The 20,985-nt window shown below is 65.3% G+C and carries 20 protein-coding genes and 1 pseudogene; 12 read left to right on the top strand and 9 right to left on the bottom strand.

All coding sequences use genetic code 11. The annotated features are described in order from the left end of the window. Window positions 1-108: 108 nt before the first annotated feature. The 4 genes from ACP7DD_RS24765 to ACP7DD_RS24750 form a co-directional block, all read right to left on the bottom strand. Complete coding sequence (locus ACP7DD_RS24765; RefSeq protein WP_426177831.1) at window positions 109-261, bottom strand: DUF7684 family protein; 153 nt, start codon at window positions 259-261, stop codon at window positions 109-111. Window positions 262-397: 136 nt separating this feature from the next. Further along, a complete protein-coding gene (locus ACP7DD_RS24760; RefSeq protein ID WP_426177829.1) occupies window positions 398-877 on the bottom strand; it encodes a DUF4188 domain-containing protein in 480 nt (159 codons plus the stop codon). A gap of 115 nt (window positions 878-992) precedes the next feature. Then, entirely contained in the window at window positions 993-2,198 is a 1,206-nt protein-coding gene (locus tag ACP7DD_RS24755; protein WP_426177827.1) for a serine hydrolase domain-containing protein, read from the bottom strand. A 13-nt stretch (window positions 2,199-2,211) separates the two neighbouring features. Then, window positions 2,212-2,610: a hypothetical protein gene (locus tag ACP7DD_RS24750; RefSeq protein WP_426177825.1), complete on the bottom strand. Its 399-nt coding sequence runs from the start codon at window positions 2,608-2,610 to the stop codon at window positions 2,212-2,214. Window positions 2,611-2,734: 124 nt separating this feature from the next. Here ACP7DD_RS24750 and ACP7DD_RS24745 point away from each other — a divergent pair, with 124 nt between their 5' ends. Next, window positions 2,735-4,435: a M1 family metallopeptidase gene (locus ACP7DD_RS24745; RefSeq protein ID WP_426177823.1), complete on the top strand. Its 1,701-nt coding sequence runs from the start codon at window positions 2,735-2,737 to the stop codon at window positions 4,433-4,435. Window positions 4,436-4,554: 119 nt separating this feature from the next. Here ACP7DD_RS24745 and ACP7DD_RS24740 read toward each other — a convergent pair. Both ACP7DD_RS24740 and ACP7DD_RS24735 read right to left on the bottom strand, forming a co-directional pair. Then, window positions 4,555-5,451: pseudogene (locus ACP7DD_RS24740) on the bottom strand (LysR substrate-binding domain-containing protein); the annotation flags it as partial. Window positions 5,452-5,523: 72 nt separating this feature from the next. After that, complete coding sequence (locus ACP7DD_RS24735) at window positions 5,524-6,720, bottom strand: CaiB/BaiF CoA transferase family protein (RefSeq protein WP_426177821.1); 1,197 nt, start codon at window positions 6,718-6,720, stop codon at window positions 5,524-5,526. A gap of 250 nt (window positions 6,721-6,970) precedes the next feature. Here ACP7DD_RS24735 and ACP7DD_RS24730 point away from each other — a divergent pair, with 250 nt between their 5' ends. After that, a complete protein-coding gene (locus tag ACP7DD_RS24730; protein WP_426177819.1) occupies window positions 6,971-7,930 on the top strand; it encodes a Bug family tripartite tricarboxylate transporter substrate binding protein in 960 nt (319 codons plus the stop codon). An 83-nt stretch (window positions 7,931-8,013) separates the two neighbouring features. Here the strand turns inward: ACP7DD_RS24730 and ACP7DD_RS24725 are convergent, their stop codons facing one another. Then, window positions 8,014-10,791, bottom strand: a complete 2,778-nt coding sequence (locus tag ACP7DD_RS24725) for a M16 family metallopeptidase (protein ID WP_426177817.1) — start codon at window positions 10,789-10,791, stop codon at window positions 8,014-8,016. 124 nt (window positions 10,792-10,915) lie between these two features. Further along, the gene (locus ACP7DD_RS24720; RefSeq protein ID WP_426177815.1) at window positions 10,916-11,905 is read right to left on the bottom strand and encodes an LLM class flavin-dependent oxidoreductase; all 990 of its coding nucleotides are present in this window, start codon (window positions 11,903-11,905) and stop codon (window positions 10,916-10,918) included. 244 nt (window positions 11,906-12,149) lie between these two features. On the opposite strand from ACP7DD_RS24720, the gene ACP7DD_RS24715 reads away from it, so the two are divergent. The 10 genes from ACP7DD_RS24715 (at window position 12,150) to ACP7DD_RS24670 (ending at window position 20,676) form a co-directional block, all read left to right on the top strand. Continuing rightward, window positions 12,150-12,686 carry a DUF882 domain-containing protein gene (locus tag ACP7DD_RS24715; RefSeq protein WP_426177813.1) on the top strand — a complete coding sequence of 179 codons (537 nt, stop codon included), beginning with the start codon at window positions 12,150-12,152 and terminating at the stop codon, window positions 12,684-12,686. 140 nt (window positions 12,687-12,826) lie between these two features. Further along, window positions 12,827-13,540, top strand: coding sequence for a hypothetical protein (locus tag ACP7DD_RS24710; RefSeq protein WP_426177812.1), 714 nt, complete (start codon window positions 12,827-12,829; stop codon window positions 13,538-13,540). Continuing rightward, on the top strand, window positions 13,537-13,857 hold the full coding sequence (locus ACP7DD_RS24705; RefSeq protein WP_426177810.1) for a hypothetical protein: 321 nt from the start codon (window positions 13,537-13,539) through the stop codon (window positions 13,855-13,857). Before ACP7DD_RS24710 ends, ACP7DD_RS24705 begins: the two co-directional genes overlap by 4 nt. Before the next feature lie 55 nt (window positions 13,858-13,912). Beyond that, the gene (locus ACP7DD_RS24700; protein WP_426177808.1) at window positions 13,913-15,862 is read left to right on the top strand and encodes a putative bifunctional diguanylate cyclase/phosphodiesterase; all 1,950 of its coding nucleotides are present in this window, start codon (window positions 13,913-13,915) and stop codon (window positions 15,860-15,862) included. 146 nt (window positions 15,863-16,008) lie between these two features. Then, window positions 16,009-17,217, top strand: a complete 1,209-nt coding sequence (locus ACP7DD_RS24695; RefSeq protein ID WP_426177806.1) for an MFS transporter — start codon at window positions 16,009-16,011, stop codon at window positions 17,215-17,217. A gap of 2 nt (window positions 17,218-17,219) precedes the next feature. Further along, window positions 17,220-17,594 carry a nuclear transport factor 2 family protein gene (locus tag ACP7DD_RS24690; RefSeq protein WP_426177804.1) on the top strand — a complete coding sequence of 125 codons (375 nt, stop codon included), beginning with the start codon at window positions 17,220-17,222 and terminating at the stop codon, window positions 17,592-17,594. Window positions 17,595-17,627: 33 nt separating this feature from the next. After that, window positions 17,628-18,932, top strand: a complete 1,305-nt coding sequence (locus tag ACP7DD_RS24685) for a M20/M25/M40 family metallo-hydrolase (RefSeq protein WP_426177803.1) — start codon at window positions 17,628-17,630, stop codon at window positions 18,930-18,932. 83 nt (window positions 18,933-19,015) lie between these two features. Further along, window positions 19,016-20,056, top strand: coding sequence for a PQQ-dependent sugar dehydrogenase (locus tag ACP7DD_RS24680; RefSeq protein ID WP_426177801.1), 1,041 nt, complete (start codon window positions 19,016-19,018; stop codon window positions 20,054-20,056). 8 nt (window positions 20,057-20,064) lie between these two features. After that, window positions 20,065-20,223, top strand: a complete 159-nt coding sequence (locus ACP7DD_RS24675) for a hypothetical protein (RefSeq protein WP_426177799.1) — start codon at window positions 20,065-20,067, stop codon at window positions 20,221-20,223. A 9-nt stretch (window positions 20,224-20,232) separates the two neighbouring features. After that, window positions 20,233-20,676 carry a thioesterase family protein gene (locus tag ACP7DD_RS24670; protein WP_426177797.1) on the top strand — a complete coding sequence of 148 codons (444 nt, stop codon included), beginning with the start codon at window positions 20,233-20,235 and terminating at the stop codon, window positions 20,674-20,676. 70 nt (window positions 20,677-20,746) lie between these two features. On the opposite strand, the gene ACP7DD_RS24665 is transcribed toward ACP7DD_RS24670, so the two are convergent. Then, a partial coding sequence (locus ACP7DD_RS24665; protein ID WP_426177795.1) for a hypothetical protein occupies window positions 20,747-20,985 on the bottom strand: 239 nt, incomplete at its 5' end.

Below are 20,985 nucleotides of genomic sequence, written 5' to 3'. Positions count from 1 at the left end.
AATTGCCGAGCCGCGCCGACGGCGACGATATCCGCGATCTGCTGCCGTTTAACTACGCCACCGTCACCACGTGATAGCAGGCGTAGGCGCTGGCAAGGTGCAGCGAAATTAGCGCTTACAAACAATCCATTCGCTAACAAGTTTTTGCCACTCGTGAGAGACTTCGGCCTCGATCACCACAACGAACCGCGACGGCCCTACCGCTATCGTAGGACGATCCGATTCGGGCACAAGGTGGATGTAGGTTGTTGGGTTGGACACTGGATACACCTGAGTTAATGGATGACCGCTTTTGGCCGAACTCGGCCGTCGGGCTCAGCATAGCATCTTGCCAAGCTAGAAAAATCGCAAACGGTCACGACCGGCCGAAATCGACCCAAAGCGGACGGTCGCTACGCTAGTCAGAATGATCGCTACGCCTGAGCCGGTCTGCAGCCGAATGCTTGCGCCCAATCGCCGCTTCCAAACTGCTGGCGCGGCCTAGGCCAAAGGAAGGCATGTTGACATATACGCTTTCGTAGGCCCCGGCCGCTATGGCGAAAGTTTCGTGCCAGATGCCGACTGAGCCATCGGTGCCAACCGAGTGATTGAACGCCTTCCATGCCGGTAGATGAGCTGCCTGTTTGCTGGTGGCGTAGGCCATCAGCTGGTCCATCGAACGCCAATACTGTACCAGAATAATCGTTCTGGAAAACCACATCTCCGCATGAAGGAAGCCCAGTTCTGGCTGGCGACGCAGTTCGCTGATCATGCGTGGCATTGCGGCGGCGACTGGCCACCATTTGTGCACCTTCCAAGGCTGATTAAGCCGCATGCCGATTAGGAACACGACAAAGTCGCCATCGATTGTTGCAGTCAGACGTTCACGGTGAATCATGCTGTTCCTTGGAAGAAGGGTACATAAGTCCGCTATTGGCCGATAACGGCCCGTCGGACAGCTCAGTTTAAGGCGCTTGTTACTGTAACGGCAAGTACCGTTTTCTTAGGCGCCTCTACGGCGCCTCGCGCTGCGGCGCGGCAACATCGACGCCCAGCGCGGCCTGCGCCGCCAGCGTGCCGAGGCGGCCGTACAGCGGCAAGATGTTGCTCTTGTCGTCGGGATAAACGCGGTTCGACAGCAACACGAAGAAGGTGCCGGAATGCGGATCGATCCACAGGACGCAGCCGGTAAAGCCCGTGTGACCGTAACTGCCGATCCGGAACAGTTCCCCGCGCGGGCGTGCGAACGGCGAATCGATGTCCATGCCCATGGCGCGCAACTGCGGCAGCGCCGGCGGCGACTGCACCGTCGTCATCAGGCGCACGCTGTCGGCGCCGAGGATACGCGTGCCGTCGAGTTCGCCGCCGGCGAGCAGCATGCGCGCAAAGCGGGCGACGTCGCCGGCGCTGGTGAACACGCCGGCCGAGCCGGCCACGCCGCGCATGCGCCGCGCGGTCGGGTCGTGCACCACGCCTTGCAACACGCCGGCGGCGCCGCGCTGGGTCGGCGCGATGGCCGCGGCGTCGATCCGCGCCAGCGGCAGGTAGCCGGTGTGGCGCATGCGCAGCGGTGTAAAGATATGGCGCTGCGCAAATTGGTCGAGCGGCATGCCGGACACACGCTGCACCAGCTGGCCGAGCAAGATGTAGTTGATGTCCGAATAGCGAAACGCGGCGCCGGGCGCGTCGGTTACCGGCCGCCCGCATGCCAGCGCGTGGGCGGCGGCATCGCCTTCCCAGGCCGGCAGCGCCGGCAGCCCGGCCGGCAAGCCGGAGCTGTGGGTCAGCAGGTGCCGCACGGTGATGCCGTCCTTGCCGTCGCCGCCGCATTCGGGAAAGTAGCGCACGATCGGCGCTTCGAGGTCGAGCTTGCCGGCTTCGGCCAGCAGCAGCACCGACGGCGCCGTCGCCAGCACCTTGGTCAGCGAGGCGGCGTCGAACACGGTCGCGGGCGCGACGGCGGCGGCGCCGTCGTCATAGCTGAGGCGGCCGTAGGCGCGCTGGTACTGTTCGCCGTTGCGTTCGAGGTGAAATACCGCGCCGGGCATGCCGCGTGTGGCAAGCACCGCGCCGATCGCGCGGTCGATGTCGGCAAAGCGGGCACGGTCGAGCTGGGTGGCGGGCGCCGGCGCCAGCGGCACGCAGCCGGCCGCCAACAAGGCAAGCGACGCGCCGGCGCTCAGCAAGGCGCGTCGGGTCGATAGTATGCGTGAAGTCATCACGGCGCCACGTTCACTCGCCGCTGGCGGCCAGGTCGCGCGCGATGGCGGCCAGGCGCCGCACTTCGGCCGTCGCCGCCGCCAGCGACTCGTTGCGCGCCGCCAGCTCCTCGGCCGGCATCGACGTGATCGCGGCGAACATCGCATCGCGCTGCCCGGCGAACGTGCCGAGCACGTGCATCAGCGCAGTGAACGCTATGCGGTCGCCCTCGGCCGCCGGCAGCGCGGCGAAATTGGCCTGCGCCTGGCGCACGTTGGCCGCCAGCTCGGCGTGGTCGGCGCCGCCCTGCCCCATCGTCTCGAGCAGGTCGGCCAGCGCCGCTTCCAGGCGCGCGGTGCCGTAGATGAAGCGGCCGATCTCGTTGTAATCGGGAGCGGCGTCGGCCGGCTCGTCCAGTGCGTCGGTAGTCATGGTGATTGCGCTAAGTAGAAAGCCGCACAGCATACACCGGTTCGCTGCCATGCCAGCCATAGATCAATTGCAACTTGAGCAAGCGCTGTGTTAAATTTCATGCCTTCCTTCTTCGTCCAACTCCATGACCCGATCCCTGATTTTCTGTGCCTGCCTGCTGTTGTCGGCCTGCGCCAGCCAGAGCGCGCTGACCGCCCGCACCGTCAACTCCGGCGCCGAGCGCGCCCCCGAGCAGCTCGCCGTCGTGTTCGAGAAAGCCGACCTGGCGCTGCGCATCGATCCGGCCACCCGCACCATCCGCGGCGACGCCACGCTGACGCTCCAGGCGCTGTCGGCGCTGGGGCGCATCGTGCTCGACCTCGACAACCACCTGCCGATCGACTCGGTGGCGGTCGACGGCCAGCTGCTGCTGCCGGGCGCCTACAGCAATCCCGACGGCCGGCTGGCGATCACGCTGCCGCGCCAGGTTGCCGCCGGCGCCCGCGTCGCGGTGCGGGTGCGCTACCACGGCGCGCCGCACGTGGCCAAACAGGCGCCGTGGGACGGCGGCTTCGTCTGGTCCAGCACGCCCGACGGCCAGCCGTGGGTGGCCAGCGCGGTGCAAGGCGAAGGCTGCGACCTGTTCTGGCCGTGCATCGACCATCCGATGGGCAAGGCGAAACTGATCGACCAGCACATCACCGTGCCGGCGCCGCTGGTGGCCGCGGGCGCCGGCATCGCGCTCGGCATGGACGAGGCCGACGGCTGGCGCACCTGGCACTGGCGCGCGAAGAACCCGAGCACCTACGGCATCTCGGTCAACGTCGGGCCGTACAAGCTGCTGTCCGACGAGTACCGCAGCCGCTTCGGCAACACCATCGCGCTGCGTTTCTGGCATTTGCCGCACAGCGAAGCACAGGCGCGCGAGCTGATGAAGGAGTTCGCGCTGATGCTCGATTTCTTCGAAAGCACGCTCGGCCCTTACCCGTTCGGCGACGAGAAAATGGGCGTGGTCGAAACGCCGCACAAGGGCATGGAGCACCAGACCATCAATGCTTACGGCAACGCGTACGCCAAGACCGTGTACGGTTACGACGACTTGCTGCAGCACGAGTTCGCCCACGAATGGTTCGGCAACCAGGTCACCAACATGGACTGGGACGACATGTGGCTGCACGAGGGACTTGGCAGCTACATGCAGCCGCTCTACCTGCAATACCTGCGCGGCGACCAGGAGTATTTCGCCAGCCTGATGAAGCTGCGCTCGACCATCGTCAACAAGGCCGCCATGGTGTCGGGCAAGCCGCACGTGATCGAGGAGGTCTACGACGTCAAACGAGGCGGGCCTGGCCAGGACATTTACGTCAAGGGCGCGCTGGTGATGCATTCGCTGCGCGCGCTGGTAGGCGACGAGGTGTTTTTCCGCGCCGTGCGCAAGCTGGTTTACGGCACCGAGCAGCCGGCGCCCGGCGCCATGACGCCGCGCTACGCGACCACGCGCGAATTCATCGGCTTCGTCAACCAGGCCAGCGGGCGCGACCTGGGCTGGTTCTTCGACGTCTACCTGTACCAGGCCGAGCTGCCCGAACTGCTGGCCGAAACGGCCGACGGCAAGTTGAATTTGCGCTGGAAAACGAAGGACGACAAGCCGTTTCCGATGCCGGTCGACGTGCGCATCGGCGCCGCCGTGCAGACGGTGGCGATGACCGCCGGCAGCGGCAACATCGCGCTGCCGGCCGGCGCCACGTGGACGCTCGACCCGCAGTCGAAGCTGCTGCGCCGGGCCAAGCATATCGAGGAGTTCCAGGAATACGAAAAGGCGCAGAAGAAAAAGAAGGCCGGGTGAACGTTCGGTACGGCTAGCTACGCACTTTTGGTTCGCACTTCGCCAAGCTGCATGGACACCGCGCCTGGCGCCGGCGAGGGCGCCGCCGGTGCTGCGCACAAAGAACGCTGAATCGCCCGGGCCGCATCGGCGCTGAGGCTGGCGGCCAGCAGCCTGACCGGCGCGGCCAGCGCCACGGTGCTGCGCAGCGCCAGCAGCAGCGTGCGTTCGGCCCATTCGTCGTCCAGGGTGATGAGTTTCAGGCCCATCGAGCGCACATGCGGTTCGGCCGCCAGGTACGGCAAAAGGCCAATGCCCAGGCCCACCATCACCATCCGGCAGACGGCGTCGAAGCTGCGCACCTGGATGCTCAGCTTCAGCGGCTTTTCCAGGCGGCGGCATTCCGCATGCAAGCGCTCGGCAAGCGAGGTCGCTTCCGACAGGCTCACAAATTCATAGTCCAGCGCCTCGGCAAGCGGCAGGCTGTCATGGATCGCCAGTGGGTGGTCCTTGGCAACGATCAGCACCAGCTGGTCCTGGCGATACTTGAACACTTCGATGTCGCCCACCGCGGTGCGGTCGGCGAAGATGCCGACATCGGCACGGTTTTCACGCACCGCCGCCACCACGTCGCCGCTGTTGCGCTCTTCCAGGCTGATGCGGATACCCGGATGGTCGCGCCGGAACCGGCTCAGGTCGTCGGGAAGGAACTGGGTGATGGCGGATGTGTTTGCCCAGATCCGCACGTGTCCCCTGCTGCCGGCCGCGTAGTCGGACAGCGCTCCCGACATTTTGTCGACGTTCTGCAAAATGCCCAGCGCATGCTGGAAGCAGGCGTGGCCGGCGTCGGTCAGGGTGACGCCATTGGCATGGCGGTAAAGCAACCTGGTTCCCAGATGGGCTTCCAGGTCTGAGATGCGCTTGCTGGCCGAAGCGACGGCAAGGTTCGACTGCTGGGCGCCGCGGGTGATACTGCCGCTGCGCGCAATTTCAATGAACAGGTTGAGGGTGACCAGATCAAACCGGGCGTAGTTCACCGCCTATCTCCTTTACGCACCGTTTCCTCGGCAAGAGTTCCATTCTGCCATATGCGCAAGGGGCGGCCGCCCTCATGCCACTACGCCCTTCGCTCTCAAGGCGGCGATCTGCGCTGCCGACAGGCCGGCATTGCTTAGTACCTGCTCCGTGTGTTCGCCCAGGACCGGCGCGCGCTGGCGGATGGCGCCGGGATTGCCCGACAATTTCGGCATCACGCCCGGCACGTCGACTTCCAGCCCGTCCGCGCTGCGCACTTTTTCGATGACGCCGCGCGCCCGGTAATGCGGATCGTCGGCGATATCCTTGGCGGAATAGATACGCCCCGAAGGCACGTCGGCTGCCATCAGTCCTGCCAGCGCCGCCTCGATCGACACCGACCTGGTCCACGCTTCGATCGCGGCATCGAGTTCATCGGCGCGGCCGGCGCGGCCGTCGTTTCTTGCCAGCCCGGGGTCGTCCGCCAGGTCGGCCCGGCCGATCAATACCATCAGGCGCTTGAAGATCGAATCGCCGTTGCCGGCGACCAGGACGTAATCACCCCCCTTGCAGCGGTAGGCGTTCGATGGCGCAATGCCGGGCAAGGCGCCGCCGGCTGGCTCGCGGATCGCGCCGAACGCCGAATACTCAGGCAACAGGCTTTCCGTCATGTTGAACACCGACTCGTACAGGGCGACATCGATCATCTGGCCGGCGCCCCCCTTGGCGTCGCGCTGATACAGCGCCAGCATGATGCCGAGGGCGCCATGCAAGCCTGCCAGCGTATCGCCCAGCGACACACCGGCGCGCACCGGCGCCCGCCCCGGCTCGCCAGTGATATACCGCAAGCCACCCATTGCTTCGGCGATCGCGGCAAAGCCTGGCTCGTCGCGCTTCGGCCCATCCTGGCCATAACCGGAAACCCGCAACATGATCAGCCGAGGATTAGCGCGATGCAATTCGTCCCAGCCCATTCCCCACTTTTCCATCGTGCCAGGCCGGAAATTCTCGATCAGCACGTCGGCCGACAACGCCAGCGTGCGCGCCAGTTGCCGCCCTTCCTCGGTGCGCAAGTCGATGCAGACCGACTGCTTGTTGCGCGACTGCGCCTGCCACCAGACCGATGTGCCGTTGTGCAGCATGCGCCACTTGCGCAAGGGGTCGCCGTCGCCTGGCGTTTCCACCTTGATCACTTCCGCGCCGAAGTCGGCCAGCGTTTTAGCGGCGAATGGCCCGGCGATCAGCTGGCCCAATTCAAGGATCCGTATGCCCGAGAGAATTTGATTAGTCATAAGTAGAAGGTGGTATCGAGATCGAAAGGTTCCCCGGGCCAGTGTGACGGCAAGCGGCCAGCGAGCGGACTATTTTATTTGACGCTGCATGCTTCGTGAACCGCGATGCCTTCGTCGATTGCGAAGGCAAGGGACCCGATAATACGAAGGCCGGCTCGCCATTAAACCGGTAGATTTGCTCAGTTCACATGCTTCGCCCTTGAGCCCGCCGGAGTGCGGGCCGCCTTCAAATAATCAAAGGAGACTCACGATGTTCCGCAAACTTGCCTGCAGCATGCTGCTGCTCACTTCAGCGGCGGCATTTGCCCAAGCGCTGCCATCCCGGCCGATCACCTTGATCGTGCCGAACCCGCCTGGCGGCGTGGTGGACACCGCGGCGCGGGTGGTCGGCCAGTCGCTTGGGCAGGTGCTCAAGCATACCGTGGTCGTCGACAACCGCCCTGGCGGCAGCGGCAATATCGCCTACCAGATGGTCGCCCGTTCAGCGCCGGACGGCGCCACCCTGCTGGTGTCGTACTCGGCGTATCACACTGCCAATCCCGCACTGTTTCCGCAACTGCCATGGGACCCGATCAAGGACTTCACGCCGGTGGCGCTGCTCGTCGCTGCCACCAACGTCGTCGCCGTGCATCCTTCGCTGCCCGTCAGTACGCTGGCCGAACTGATCGCCTACCTGAAAAAGAACCCCGGCAAGGTCAACTATGCTTCGCAGGGCAATGGCTCGCTGTCGCATATCGGCACCGAATTGTTCAAGCAGCAGACCGGCACCGACATGGTGCACGTGCCTTACAAGGGCTCGGGCCAGGCGATCGCCGACGTGCTGGCAGGTCAAGTGCAAGTGTTCATCACCACGCCGCCATCGGTGATGCAGCACGTACAGTCGGGCAAGCTGAAGGCGCTGGCAATTGCCGGCAAGAGCCGACATCCGATGATGCCGACGATCCCCACCACGGCCGAAGCGGGCCTGCCTGACTTCATGCTCGAGGCCTGGGTCGCGCTGTTCGCCCCCGCCGGCACGCCGCCGGCATTGGTGGAGCAACTGAGCAATGGCGTAAAGCTTGCGCTCGAGACGCCGGAGGCGAAGAAGCAGGCCGCTGCGCAGGGCGTCGAAGTGCGTTACCTCAATCCTGCCGCCTTGGGCGGCTTGGTGAACAAGGAGCTCGGCTACTGGCGCACCGTGATCAAGAAGGCCAACATCACGCTCGACTGATCGCAGGCGCGCGATCCGCGGCAGACGAAAAAAAGCCCCACCGGCATTACGCCGGCGGGGCATTTTAGATTGCGATGACCGGCTTACTGCACCGGATTGCCATCCACATCGATCTTGCGCACTTCACCGAGCTGCATGTCGCGAATGCCGGATTCGACCTTGCTCATGTCGCCCACCACCACCCACACCAGCTTGCCGGGCATGATGGTGCGCGCTGCCAGCGCGTTTGCCTGCGCCGGCGTCATCGCCGTCACCGTGCCGGTGTACTTGTTGTAGTAGTCGGCAGGCAGCCGGTACTGCAGGATGGTCGAATACGCGCCGCTGAGCTGGCTGGCCGTTTCGAACGAGCCCGGCAGCGCCAGCGTCTCGTTGGCCTGGGCGTCGCTCAACTCCGCCGCCGTGATCGGCCGTGCGCCGGCCACGTCCGCATACTCGCGCACCAGTTCCTTCAGCGACTCTTTCGTCTTGTCGGTCTGCACCGGCGACTGGCTGACGTACAGGCGCTGGCCAACCGCGGCCGGCATGAACGAACGCACGCCGTACGACCAGTGCTTGTCTTCGCGCAGGTTCATGTTGATGCGCGAGCTGAAGCTGCCGCCGAAGATGTTGTTGACGACGCCGAGCTGCACTTCGTCAGGCGAATTGCGCGGCGGCGCCAGTTGCACGCCGTAGATCACGCTTTGCTGCGAGCCAGGGCGGTCCATCAGGTACACCACCGTCTTCGCCGGCTGCTGCACTTCGACGACGTTCTTCTTCGGCACGTCGCCCGTTTTCCAGCCGCCGAAGTTCTTCTCCAGCAGCGGCGTGATTTCGGCCAGCGTCGTGTCGCCCACCACCAGCAAGGTCGCGTTGTTCGGCTTGAACCAGGTGCGGTGGTAGTTGACCAGGTCGTTGCGGGCGATGCGGGCAACTGCCGCCTCGGTACCGCTGCCGCTCATCGGCAGCGCGTACGCGTGGCCCTTGCCATAGATCAGCGACGGAATCACGCGGGTCGCCATCGCGTTCGGATTGGTCTTCTCGCGCTGGATTGCCGCCAGCTGGTCCATGCGCAAGCGGTCCAGTTCGTTCTGCGCGAACGCCGGATGCAGCACGATGTCCGAATACACTTCCAGCGCTTTCGGCATCGTCGCCTTCAGCGCATCCATCTGGACAAACGCGCCGTCGAGGTTGGTGCGGGCCGAGAAATTCGCGCCCAGCGCCTCGAACTCTTCGCCGATCTTGAGCGAACTGCGCGTTGGCGTGCCTTCCTGCAGCATGCGCAGCGACAGGCTCGCCAGGCCAGGCATGTCGGCCGGGTCGGATGCGTAGCCGCTGTCGACCATCATCGAAAAGTTGACCACCGGCGCGTCGTGCCGCTCGGCCAGTACGACTTTCAGGCCGTTCGACAACGTTGCGCTCTGCATCGGCGGCAGCTTCAGCGATTCGGCCTTGCCCAGCGCCGGCGCATTGGTGCGGTCGAACTTGGCCGTCGTCGTCAGCGTGGTCGGGAACGGCTGCACCTCGAGGTTGTAGTCGCCGTCGGACAGCCACTCGTTCATCGCCTGCTTGATCTGCGCCGGTGTGGCCGCCTTGATCGCCTTCAGGTAGTCCTTGTAGCAATGCGGGTTGCCGGTGTAGGTCGTGCACGAGGCCAGCAGGTCGCTCTTGCCGCCGAAGCCGCCCACGCGCTCGACGATGCGGGTAAAGCGCGCCAGGATCGCGGTGCGCGCCAGTTCCACTTCAGCGGCGGTCGGGCCGGACTTCATCAGCGCGCGCATTTCCTCGGCGGCCGCCGTTTCCAGCTTGCTCATCTCCACGCCCGGACGCGCGGTCAGGGTCACGTCGAACTGGCCGGCGATTTCATTCGAATCGTTCGACGCTGTCGCGCTGGTGGCCAGCTGGTCCTTGTAGACCAGCCGCTTGTAAAAGCGCGACGTCTTGCCGCCGCCCAGCACGTAGGCGCCCAGGTCGAGCAGCGGTTCGGTGGCGGTATGCGCGCCAGGCACGTTCCAGACGCGGTACAGGCGCGACTGCGGAACGCGGTCCTGCACGGTGGTGCGATGGGTGCCGCTGCGCTTGGCAATCCACGCGGCATGCTTGGCCAGCGGCGGCCCGGCAGGAATTTCGCCGAAGTATTTTTCGACTTTTTCGCGCGCTTGCTCGGGCGTGATGTCGCCGGCCAGCACCAACGTTGTGTTGTTCGGGCCGTAGTTGGTCTTGAACCACTCCTGCACGTCGGCCATCGACGCCGCGTCGAGGTCCTTCATCGAACCGATCACGGTCCACGAATACGGGTGGCCGACCGGATAGGTGTTTTCAGTCAAGATCTGGTAGGCAACGCCGTACGGCTGGTTCTCGCCCTGGCGCTTCTCGTTTTGCACCACGCCGCGCTGCAGGTCCAGTTTCTTCTGGTCGACCACGCCGAGCAGGTGGCCCATGCGGTCGCTTTCGGCGAACAGTGCGTAGTCGAGCATCGAGGTCGGCACGTTCTGGAAATAGTTGGTGCGGTCGTTATTCGTCGTGCCGTTCAGGCTGGTTGCGCCGATGCGCTCGAGCGCGTTGATGTAGGTAGCCTGCTTGAAGTTTTCGCTGCCGCCGAACATCAGGTGCTCGAACAGGTGGGCGAAGCCGGTCTTGCCGACTTTTTCATTCTTCGAGCCGACGTGATACCAGGTATTGACCGCCACCACCGGCGTCTTGTGGTCTTCGTGCACCAGCAAGGTCAGGCCGTTCTTCAGGACGAACTTGGTGTACGGAATGTCCGGGATTGCGATGTCGACCTTGGTGGATGGCTTGGCCGCAGGGGCTGCCTGGGCCAGGCCGCCGGCGCCCATCAGTGCGATCGACGCCGCCAGTACGCTGGTGCGAAATAACATGGTCATGCTGAATCTCCTTGGGATCGGCTCGAACGGCCGAATGAAACGACGAAAAAGAACGCTAACGCGCCATTTTATTGCTTTTCCGTCGAGGAAATATAGCTTTATTTGCCATGCATATATGTGTTTCCTACACTCTGCCGTCGCGCACCGCGGCCGTGATCTCGTAGCAATGCAGGCGTGCCTGGTGGTCGAAGATCTGCGACGTGACCATCAGTTCGTCGGCGCCGGTGCGGGCGATGAAGGCGTCGAGGCTGTGCTTGACGGTGGCTGGCGAGCCGATCGCCGAACATGACAGCACCTGCTCGAGCATCGCCGCCTCCTGCGGACCGAGGCTTTCCAGGTAGCCTGGCTTGGGCGGCTGCAATTTGCCGGGGCGACCGGTGCGCAGGTTGACGAACGCCTGCTGCATCGACGTTGCCAGCAATCGGGCCTGGTCGTCGGTATCGGCGGCGAATACATTAAAGCCGAGCATCACGTACGGTTTATCGAGCTGGGCCGACGGCTTGAACGTCGCGCGGTACAGCGCCACTGCCTGCATCATTTGCTGCGGCGCAAAGTGCGACGCGAACGCGTACGGCAGGCCGAGCGCGGCGGCCAGCTGGGCGCCGAACAGGCTCGAGCCGAGTATCCACAGCGGCACCTTCAGGCCGGTGCCGGGCACCGCGCGCACCTGCTGGCGCGGCTGGTCGGAAAAATAATCCTGCAGCTCGACGACGTCCTGCGGGAACTCGTCGGCATCCGAACCCAGATTGCGGCGCAGCGCGCGCGCGGTGAGCTGGTCCGATCCCGGCGCGCGCCCGAGGCCGAGGTCTATCCGGCCCGGAAACAGCGACGCGAGTGTGCCGAACTGCTCGGCGATGACAAGCGGCGAGTGGTTCGGCAGCATGATGCCGCCGGCGCCGACGCGGATGCGGCTGGTGCCGGCGGCGACGTGGCCGATCAGCACGGCGGTGGCGGCGCTGGCGATGCCCGGCATGCCGTGGTGTTCGGCCAGCCAGAAGCGTTGGTAGTCCCAGCGCTCGGCGTGCTGCGCCAGCTCGAGCGAGTTGCGGAACGAGTCGCTGGCATCGCTGCCTTCGGCGATGGGCGCCAAGTCAAGCACGGACAAAGGAATCATGGTTTCGCAATCGTGTTGGTGGGATCATCAATTCTAATGCGGATGGCTTTTCCCCGTCGGCCACGCCCAAAACCGGACATGAACAAACGAGTCTGACGCTGTTTTCGAGGCAAGTAATCGGGGTCAGACTTAGGTCTGACCCCCGATGTTTCCGCGTTAAACGCAACGTTGCTGCGCGCCATGATGAGCGGCATCGGCTGAACCGCTGTATCATGAGGCAAGTGAAATTGCTTCAGGAGGTACCATGAACCAACGCCGATCATTCTTGAAAAGCTCCGCTCTGCTGGCCACGGCCCTGAGCGTGCCAGCCATCGGACGGGCCGCCGCAACCATGTCGCACGAGCGTACTTTGCGCCTGTACAACACGCACACCGGCGAAACGCTGCGCACCGTCTTCTGGGCGGAAGGACAGTTCGTGCCCGATGCGATGAATGACATCAACAAGCTGTTGCGCGATCACCGCAGCAACACCATCGCCAGCATGGATCCGAAACTGCTGGTGCTGCTCGACGAGGTCAGCAGCCAGGTCGGCAACGGCAAGGTGCTGCACGTAATTTCCGGCTACCGTTCGCCGGAAACGAACCGCCGTCTGGCGGAACGTTCGGGCGGCGTCGCCAAGCACAGCATGCACCTCGAAGGCAAGGCGATCGACGTGCGCCTGCCCGGCTACGACCTGGCCAAGCTGCACAAGGCGGCGATGCAGGCCGGCGGCGGCGGCGTCGGCTACTATCCGAACGACCAGTTCGTCCACATGGATACCGGTCGCCTGCGCCACTGGTAACCGAACTGTTCAGTGGTGCGTCACGCCAACGGCAATCGACGTACCATTCGAACATGATTTCTCCCCCACTTCGCTTTTTATGCACGCTCGCCATTGCCGCCAGTTGTTCCGGCCAGGCGCTGGCGCAAGCCGCTCCTCCCATGCAGAGCGTCACCGTGTCCACCACCCGCGACCCGGTCGACAAGTCGTACCGTAAAATGATCAAGGGCATGGACCGTTTCGAGCGCGAGCATGCACTGGCGCCGGCCGCCAGCTTGCGTTTTCGCCTGCTGCCGCGCCTGTCCACCGCCAAGATGACCGGCATCAGCTTGCGCGTGGCCGGCGATAACCTGACCTTGCCGGTCCCGGTTGCCGAAGACAACAGTTTCGTGCTGCCGCGCAGCGAGCAGGCACTGCGCGAGGACGCCGCCGTGCTGGCCAACCGCAAGACCAACAGCATGACCTGGCGCGCCTCGGTGCATACGCCGGGCCTGCCGGACGGCGTGCGCCGGCTCGGCGACTTGCGCCTCGAATGCAAGGTCGGCATGGACGCCGGCCTCATCTCCAACAGCGCGCCGATCTTCGGCTGGCTGTCGAACATGTTGACCGATACCGACAAGGTGTGCTCCAGTCCCGACGGCAACTACCTGTTCTTCGCCGAGCGGCCGATCTATGGCGTGACCTTGCGCCACGGCGCCCGCACTACCCCGCTGCCGTTCAAGATGCTGTACGCCGCCGGCGACCAGACCGCCGAGACGCTGCCGTTCTGCGATTGCCAGGTGCTGCTCGACCATAGCTACTATGCACCGATCTGGGATCCGGCCTGGCCGGACGACACCCTGGTCGAGTTCGACTACATCGGGAGCACGCCATGAAGCGCCTCGCGAACCTTTCCTGCATGCTGGCCCTGGCCGGCTGCGCCGCCTCGCCGCCGGCGCCACCTGGCACCGTCGTGCCCGCCGAGCGGCTGGCGCAAGCGCTGCAGCCCGGCGTGACGACCAAAGCCATGCTGCTGGCCCAGTTCGGCGCGACCAGTTCGTTTCGTTTCGACAGCGGTGTCGAGGTATGGCGCTACCTGACGCCGGGCCCGGCCGGACCGGTGGGCGAGTTCGTCGTCGTCATCGACCCGCAAGGCGTGGTCAGCAAGACGCGCAGCGCACCGGTGCCCTACCAGGGGCCGCCGAAAAAATAGTTGAACCCGCAGCGCCCCGGCGGTGTCGAACTGCCATCGGATAGGCGGGATCGACATGGGTGCGCATTCGGTACAGTTTTATGAGGAAGACGCTTTCCTGATCAAGGGCCTGTCCGACTACGTCGGTGCCGCCCTCGCCGGCGGCGACAGCGCCATTGCCGTTGCCACCGGCGACCATCTGGCCCGTCTTGAAAAATCGCTGGCACACAGGGGCCTGCTCGACGAACACGGCATTGCGGCGCGCGGCAACTACATCGGCCTCGACGTCGACCTGCAGCTGCCGCTGTTCATGGAAGACGGCCGGCCCGACGAGGTGCGATTTCGCAACGCCATTCTCGGCGCCGCCGAAGCCCACGAGGGCCACCTGTACGTGTGCGGCGAAATGGGGGCGCTGTTGTTCGCTTCCCCGCGCTGCCCGCTGAGCCCGCCGATCAATCATGCCGCCGCCCTCCATGTCGAGCGCTACTTCAACAGCCTGCTGACGCAATTTCCGTTCACCTTGCTGTGCGCCTACCCGCTGTCGGCGTTCCCGTCGTCCGACGACACGCCTACCTTCCACCAGGTATGCACCTTGCACACCGATGTGATGCCGGCGGAAAGCTATGACCCCAGCAAGCAGCGCGACGCGCTGCAGCGCACTGTCGCCTGTCTGCAGCAGCAAGCCTACGCGCGCAGCCGCGAAGTCTACGACCGCAAGCTCGTCGAGCAGGCGCTGCGTGAAGTCAACGTCGACCGCCTGACCGGCCTGCCGAATCGCAACGTGTTCCAGGACCGGCTCGACATCGACATCAGGAAGTCGGCGCGCAGCGGCTTGCCGCTGGCCTGGCTGTTCATCGACCTCGACCACTTCAAGGAAATTAACGATACCCGCGGTCGCGAAGCTGGCGACCAGCTGCTCAAGCAGGTGGCCGGCCGCCTGCGCGGCCACGTGCGCGAGACCGATACGGTGGCCCGCCTCGGCGGCGACGAGTTCACCATCACGCTGTCGGACCTGCACGACGTCATCCTGGTGACCGATATCGCGCAAAAGATCTGCGAGGACCTCGCCCGCCCGTTCATGGTCGGCGAGGAGATGGCCTACATTTCGGCCAGCATCGGCATCACCGTCTATCCGCGCGATGCCGCCACCGCCGGCGACCTGCTGCGCAACGCCGACCAGGCGATGTACCGCTCCAAACAGCGCGGGCGCAACCGCTTCACCTATTTCAAGAGCAGCATGCAAGACGCCGCGCAAAGCCGCATGATGCTGTCGAACGAGCTGCGCCGCGCGGTCGAGCAGCAGCAGCTGGAGGTCTACTACCAGCCGATCGTCGACCTGGCCACCGGCAAGATCCGCAAGGCCGACGCGCTGGTGTGCTGGCGCCATCCCGAGCGCGGCGACATCAGCCCGGTCGAGTTCATCCCGATCGCCGAGCACACGGGCCTCATTTCGCCGATCGGCAACTGGGTCTACGATCAGGCGCTGGCGCACGCACGCGCATGGCGCGCCCGCGATCCGCAATTGACGATCAACGTCGACGTGTCGCCGGTGCAGTTCTACGAAGGCGACGGCCAGCATTGCCGCAAGTGGCTCAGGAACGCCGAGCATGGCGGCCCGGCGACGGTGCCGGAGATGGGGCTGGAAATCACCGAGGGCTTGCTGCTGGCGTCCGATCCGGAGGTGCTCAAGCAGTTGCTGGCGTTCCAGCAGGCCGGCATCAAGATCTCGCTCGACGATTTCGGCACGGGCTATTCGTCGTTGTCGTACCTGCGCAAGTTCGCGCTCGACTTCCTCAAGATCGACAAGTCGTTCGTCGACAACCTCGAGTGCGACGCGGCCAACGTGGCGCTGTGCGAGGCGATCATCGTGATGGCGCACAAGCTCGGGCTGCAGGTGGTGGCCGAAGGCGTCGAGACGCGCCAGCAGGCCGAGCTGCTGCAGCGCGCCGGCTGCGACTTCGCCCAGGGCTACCTGTTTGGCCACGCAATGCCGTCGCATGCATTCGAGAGCATGCTGAAGGCCTGAGTCGCTTCCGCCGCTCGCTCAAGCGCTTCGTTCAGCACGCGCCGCCCATCTACCGCAAGCTAAAAATTCCTCACAGCAAGCATCATCGCTAGCCTGGCGCTACAATTGCCGGGCGCATTCCCGCGCCTGCCCGCCACAGACGCGCCATGCATAGCCGTGCCAGCAACATCAAGATCATTGCCCTCCTCGCCGTGCCCCAGGTGATCGCATGGGGCACGCTCTACTACGCCTTCGCGGTCCTCGCCGCCGACATCGGCCGCGAGCTCGGCTGGCGCGCCGAAACCGTGTTCGGCGCCTTCTCCTGGTCGCTGCTGGTCGGCGGCCTGGTCGCCGCGCCCGCCGGCATGCTGCTCGACCGCCTCGGCGGACGCGTCGTCATGGCCGCCGGATCGCTGCTGTGCGGCATCGGCTTCATCATGCTCAGCCGCGCACACACCTTGCTGGCCTATTACCTGGCCTGGACCGTGCTCGGCGCGGCGATGGCAGCGACCTTGTACGAAGCCGCCTTCGCCACCCTCAACCACCACTTCGGCGTCGCCGCGCGCCAGGCCATCTCCACCCTGACCCTGTTCGCCGGCTTTGCCAGCACCATCTTCTGGCCGCTGACACTGCACGTCAACACCGCCATCGGCTGGCGCGACACCTACCTGCTGTACGCCGCGCTGCAACTGGGCCTGTGCCTGCCGCTGCACGTGCTGCTCGGCCCCACCGCGCCGGCCGCAGCCAGGCCGCAGTCGAACCAGGGCGCCCCGGATTTCACGCTGCGCCAGGCGTTGCGCCACTCCACGTTCTGGTCGCTGGCGTTCGCCTTCTCCGCCAACAGCTTCATTTTCTCGGCGCTGTCGGTGCACCTGATCCCGATCCTGCAACGCCTCGGCCACCCGCTCGGCACCGTCGTCTTCATGGCCGCGCTGATCGGCCCGATGCAGGTGGCGGCGCGCATCGTCGAGCGCGCGTTCGCCGCCCGCTCGCGCCCGCAGACGGTCGGCAAGGTGGCTTTCGGCGCGCTGCCCGCCGGCCTGCTGGCACTGCTGTTTTTCGGCACCCACCAGACCGCGCTGGCGCTGTTTTGCGTGTGCTACGGCGCCAGCAACGGCATTCTCACCATCGCCCGCGGCACCGTGCCGCAAGTGCTGTTCGGCCCGCGCAACTACGGCGCCATCTCCGGCGCCATGTCGGCCCCGGCGATGCTGTCGAAAGCGGCCGGCCCGCTGGCGGTGGCCGCCGTCATCGAATGGAACAGCTCGCCCGCCGTACTGTTCGGCCTGCTGTTTGCTTTCGCCATCGCCTCGCTGCTGTTCTACCTGATGGCCGTGCGCAGCGACGTCCCCGCCACCGCTACCCAACTATCCTGACCATGACCACTGCCGAAGCCGTTGTCCAGCGCCAGCTCGACGCCTACAACGCCAGCGACCTCGACGCCCTGCTCGCCACCTACGCGGCCGATGCGCGCCAGTACGAGCATCCCGCAACGCTGCTGGCCGCCGGCAGCGCCGAGCTGCGCGCCCGCATGGCGCCACGCCTGACCGAACCGAACCTGCACGCGCGCCTGTTGCAGCGCGTGGTGATGGGCAACATCGTCATCGACCACGAGGAGGTGACCCGCACTTTCCCCGAAGGCACCGGCCGGGTCGACATGGTTGCCATCTACGAAGTCGTCGACGGCAAGATCCGCTCGGTGTCGGCACAGGTCAGCAATAAACGGCTGGACCCAGGTCAATCCGGCGTATAGTTTCTTTTCTTAAACTACTCACAAGGCAACCCCATGCGCATGCAACGTTCCGGCGGCATTCTCCTGTTGGCAGTGGCGGCTTCGCTTAACGCGGCGGCGGCACCGCTGACGGCCACCGAGCAGCGCATCGTCGCCGAGGTCAAGGCGCAGTCTGCCGGTGCGCTGGCGCTGCTGGAAACGAGCGTCAACCTCAACAGCGGCACGATGAATCCGGCCGGCGTGCGCGAAGTGGGCGTGCTGTATCGCAAGGAGTTCGACCAGCTCGGCTTCACCACCCGCTGGATCGACATGCCGCCGGCGATGCAGCGCGCCGGCCATCTGCTGGCTACCCGGGAAGGCAAGCAAGGCAAGCGCCTGCTACTGCTCGGCCACCTCGACACCGTATTCGAGGCCGACAGCCCGGTGCAGAAATGGGTGCGCAATGGCGACCGGGTGCGCGGCCAGGGCGTCAGCGACATGAAGGGCGGCAACATGGTGATCGTGCAGGCATTGCGCGCGCTGCAGCGCGCCGGCGTGCTCGACAACACCAACATCACGGTCCTGTTTACCGGCGACGAGGAAAATGCCGGCGATCCGAAATCGGTCTCGCGCGGCGACATGGTCGATCTGGCCAAGCGCAGCGACGCCGTGCTCAGCTTCGAAGCCCAGATCCTCGCCGCCGACGGCCGCGCCACCGGCACCGTCGGGCGCCGCGCCTCGTCCTCGTTCGCGCTCGACATCAAGGGCAAGCAGGGCCATTCGTCGGGCATCTTCAGCCAGGGCAGCGGCTACGGCGCCGTGTACGAAGCGGCGCGCGTGCTCGACGGCTTTCGCCAGCACGTGATCGAGCCGGGCCTGACCTTCAATCCTGGCGTGATCCTCGGCGGCACCGACGTCAATTACGACCCGTCGCTGTCGCGCGGCAACGCCTTCGGCAAGACCAATGTCATTGCCAACGCCGTCACCATCAAGGGCGACCTGCGCTACCTCGATTACCCGCAGCGCGACCGCGCCCACGCCAAGATGCGCGACATTGCCGCCGCCAGCCTGCCGGGCACCAGCGCGACGGTCACTTTCGGCGAATCGTATCCGCCGATGGCCGTCACGCCTGGCAACCTGAAGCTGCTGGCGCTGTACTCGCAGGCCAGCGACGACGCCGGCCTCGGCACCGTCGATGCGGTGCCGGCCGAAGCGCGCGGCGCCGGCGACATCCAGTTCGCCGCGCCGTTCGTCGACAGCCTCGACGGCCTCGGCGTGAGCGGCAACGGCTCCCACTCGCCGTCCGAGGACCTGGAAGTGGCTACGCTCGAGCGCGCCGCCATCCGCGCCGCGCTGATGCTGTACCGCCTGACCCGCTAGCCGCGGCGCGGTGCGCTGGCGCACAGAAGACGGCGCGCCGGCGCGCTAAGGTGGCGCCAACGGTACCCTGTTGGGAGGCTGTCATGCTGGTCGATCGCGCGCGCAATTTGTTATTGGCGGCCGTGGCGGCGCTGCTGCTGTCGTGCGGCGGCGGCGGCAGTCCCGGCGTCACCGGCCCTGACGCGCCGCCGCTGCCGGCGCCGCCGCCGTTCACCTTGGCGTTGCGCCAGGTCGCTAGCGGCCTCGACAATCCCACCTTCGTCGCCGCGCCGCGTGGCGATCCGCGCCTGTTTATTGTCGAGCGCGCGGGGCGTATCCGCATGGTGCAGGACGGCCTGCTGCGCGCCATCGCCTTCCTCGACATCAGCGCGCGCGTGTCGACCGTCGGCGAAGGCGGCCTGCTGTCGATCGCCTTACATCCACACTACGCGGTCAACGGCCAGTACTTCCTCTATTTCACCGATGCCGCCGGCGACATCGTCGTCGAACGGCGCAGCGTGTCGGCCAATGCCAACCTGTCCGATCCTACCTCGGCGCTGGAGATCATCCGCATTCCCCATCCGAATTTCCGCAACCACTACGGCGGGCTGGTCGCGTTCGGTGCGGACGGCTTCCTGTATCTGGCCACGGGCGACGGCGGCGGCGGCGACCCGGCGCGCAACGCCCAGGACCTGGCCAACCTGCTTGGCAAGATGCTGCGCCTCGACATCCGCGCCGCCACCGCCGGCGCGCCGTACGCGCTGCCGCCGTCGAATCGGTTCATCGGCCAGGCCGGGCGGCGCGGCGAGATCTGGGCCTGCGGCCTGCGCAATCCGTGGCGCTACGGCTTCGACGGCGGCCAGCTCTACATTGCCGACGTCGGCCAGGACCACCGCGAGGAAGTCAACATCGTGGCCGCCAACCAGGGCGGACAGAACTACGGCTGGAATGTGTTCGAAGGCACGCTGTGCTACAACGCGGTCACCTGCGGCGGCACGGGCCTGACCGCGCCGTTCTTCGAATACGACCATGGCCCGGCCGACGCCAACGGCTGCTCGATCGCCGGCGGCGAGGTCTACCGCGGCGCCGCGCTGCCGAGCTGGCCGGGCGCTATCTGTATTCCGACTACTGCGCCGGCTTCCTGAAAAGTTTCATGGTGGCCGGCAGCGGTGTCATCGAGCAGGCCGACTGGCGCATTCCCGACATTGGCCGAGTGGTCTCGTTCGGGCGCAACGGCGATGGCGAGCTATATCTCATTAGCGCCGGCGGTGTTGTCCACAAAATCATCCGGGGTACGCCGCCAACCAGTTAAAATTACGCGATGGCCAGATTACATCTCGACTTCCCTGAAGACCAGTACTACTATTCGACGCCGCTGACGGTGCGCGTGACCGACGTCAACGGCGCCAACCACCTTGGCAACGACTCGATGATCTCGATGATTTCCGAGGCGCGGGCGCGCTTCCTGTTCGAGTTCGGCGTCCCCGAAACCGAGCGCGATGGCACCGGCATCATCGTCACCGACCTGGCCACGACCTACCGTGCCGAAGCGCACGCGCGCGACTCGCTGCTATTCGAAGTTGGCGTCATGGACTTCAACAAATACGGCGGCGACATCACCTTCCGCATTACCCGCCCGCGCGACAAGACGCTGGTGGCGATGGCCAAGTCCGGCTTCGTCTTCTACAACTACAAGGTCGGCCAGGTCGTCGCCATGGCCGACGACTTCCGCGCCAAATTCCCCCGCGCCAACTGGACCGACTGACCCTTCCGCAGCAACGCTGGGGTCACGGCAACCCTGGGGTCAGGTCTGACATTCGGACATTTAGCTGGGGTCATGTCTGACATTCGGACATTTTTCGCCAACAAATCAGCTTTTCGTTGCGATTTGGCATGTCGCTGAGGCTTGAGCTCGTCAGCCAGCGGGCAGAAATGTCCAAATGCGGTGGCTGTCCAGCTAGTTGTCGCGTGAGCCGCCTTTGAGCCGCCTTTTTGAACTCCGACGCATTTTGCGCCGGGGCTCGCGTTTCCTTGATGGTCTGGTCTGGATTGAGATGCACCTCGTTGACCGGCG

It is taken from the genome of Massilia sp. TWR1-2-2 (assembly GCF_049897565.1).
In the GTDB taxonomy this organism is placed as follows: Bacteria; Pseudomonadota; Gammaproteobacteria; order Burkholderiales; family Burkholderiaceae_D; genus JAFCUW01.
The sequence above is the reverse complement of the archived record's forward strand: the minus strand, read 5'-3'. Positions and strand labels throughout refer to the sequence as shown.

Coding starts and splice junctions, on each gene's coding strand:
- ACP7DD_RS24760 (WP_426177829.1), bottom strand. CDS start 877: ATGATTCACCGTGAACGTCTGACTGCAACAATCGATGGCGACTTTGTC.
- ACP7DD_RS24755 (WP_426177827.1), bottom strand. CDS start 2,198: ATGACTTCACGCATACTATCGACCCGACGCGCCTTGCTGAGCGCCGGC.
- ACP7DD_RS24750 (WP_426177825.1), bottom strand. CDS start 2,610: ATGACTACCGACGCACTGGACGAGCCGGCCGACGCCGCTCCCGATTAC.
- ACP7DD_RS24745 (WP_426177823.1), top strand. CDS start 2,735: ATGACCCGATCCCTGATTTTCTGTGCCTGCCTGCTGTTGTCGGCCTGC.
- ACP7DD_RS24735 (WP_426177821.1), bottom strand. CDS start 6,720: ATGACTAATCAAATTCTCTCGGGCATACGGATCCTTGAATTGGGCCAG.
- ACP7DD_RS24730 (WP_426177819.1), top strand. CDS start 6,971: ATGTTCCGCAAACTTGCCTGCAGCATGCTGCTGCTCACTTCAGCGGCG.
- ACP7DD_RS24725 (WP_426177817.1), bottom strand. CDS start 10,791: ATGACCATGTTATTTCGCACCAGCGTACTGGCGGCGTCGATCGCACTG.
- ACP7DD_RS24720 (WP_426177815.1), bottom strand. CDS start 11,905: ATGATTCCTTTGTCCGTGCTTGACTTGGCGCCCATCGCCGAAGGCAGC.
- ACP7DD_RS24715 (WP_426177813.1), top strand. CDS start 12,150: ATGAACCAACGCCGATCATTCTTGAAAAGCTCCGCTCTGCTGGCCACG.
- ACP7DD_RS24710 (WP_426177812.1), top strand. CDS start 12,827: ATGCAGAGCGTCACCGTGTCCACCACCCGCGACCCGGTCGACAAGTCG.
- ACP7DD_RS24705 (WP_426177810.1), top strand. CDS start 13,537: ATGAAGCGCCTCGCGAACCTTTCCTGCATGCTGGCCCTGGCCGGCTGC.
- ACP7DD_RS24700 (WP_426177808.1), top strand. CDS start 13,913: ATGGGTGCGCATTCGGTACAGTTTTATGAGGAAGACGCTTTCCTGATC.
- ACP7DD_RS24695 (WP_426177806.1), top strand. CDS start 16,009: ATGCATAGCCGTGCCAGCAACATCAAGATCATTGCCCTCCTCGCCGTG.
- ACP7DD_RS24690 (WP_426177804.1), top strand. CDS start 17,220: ATGACCACTGCCGAAGCCGTTGTCCAGCGCCAGCTCGACGCCTACAAC.
- ACP7DD_RS24685 (WP_426177803.1), top strand. CDS start 17,628: ATGCGCATGCAACGTTCCGGCGGCATTCTCCTGTTGGCAGTGGCGGCT.
- ACP7DD_RS24680 (WP_426177801.1), top strand. CDS start 19,016: ATGCTGGTCGATCGCGCGCGCAATTTGTTATTGGCGGCCGTGGCGGCG.
- ACP7DD_RS24675 (WP_426177799.1), top strand. CDS start 20,065: ATGGTGGCCGGCAGCGGTGTCATCGAGCAGGCCGACTGGCGCATTCCC.
- ACP7DD_RS24670 (WP_426177797.1), top strand. CDS start 20,233: ATGGCCAGATTACATCTCGACTTCCCTGAAGACCAGTACTACTATTCG.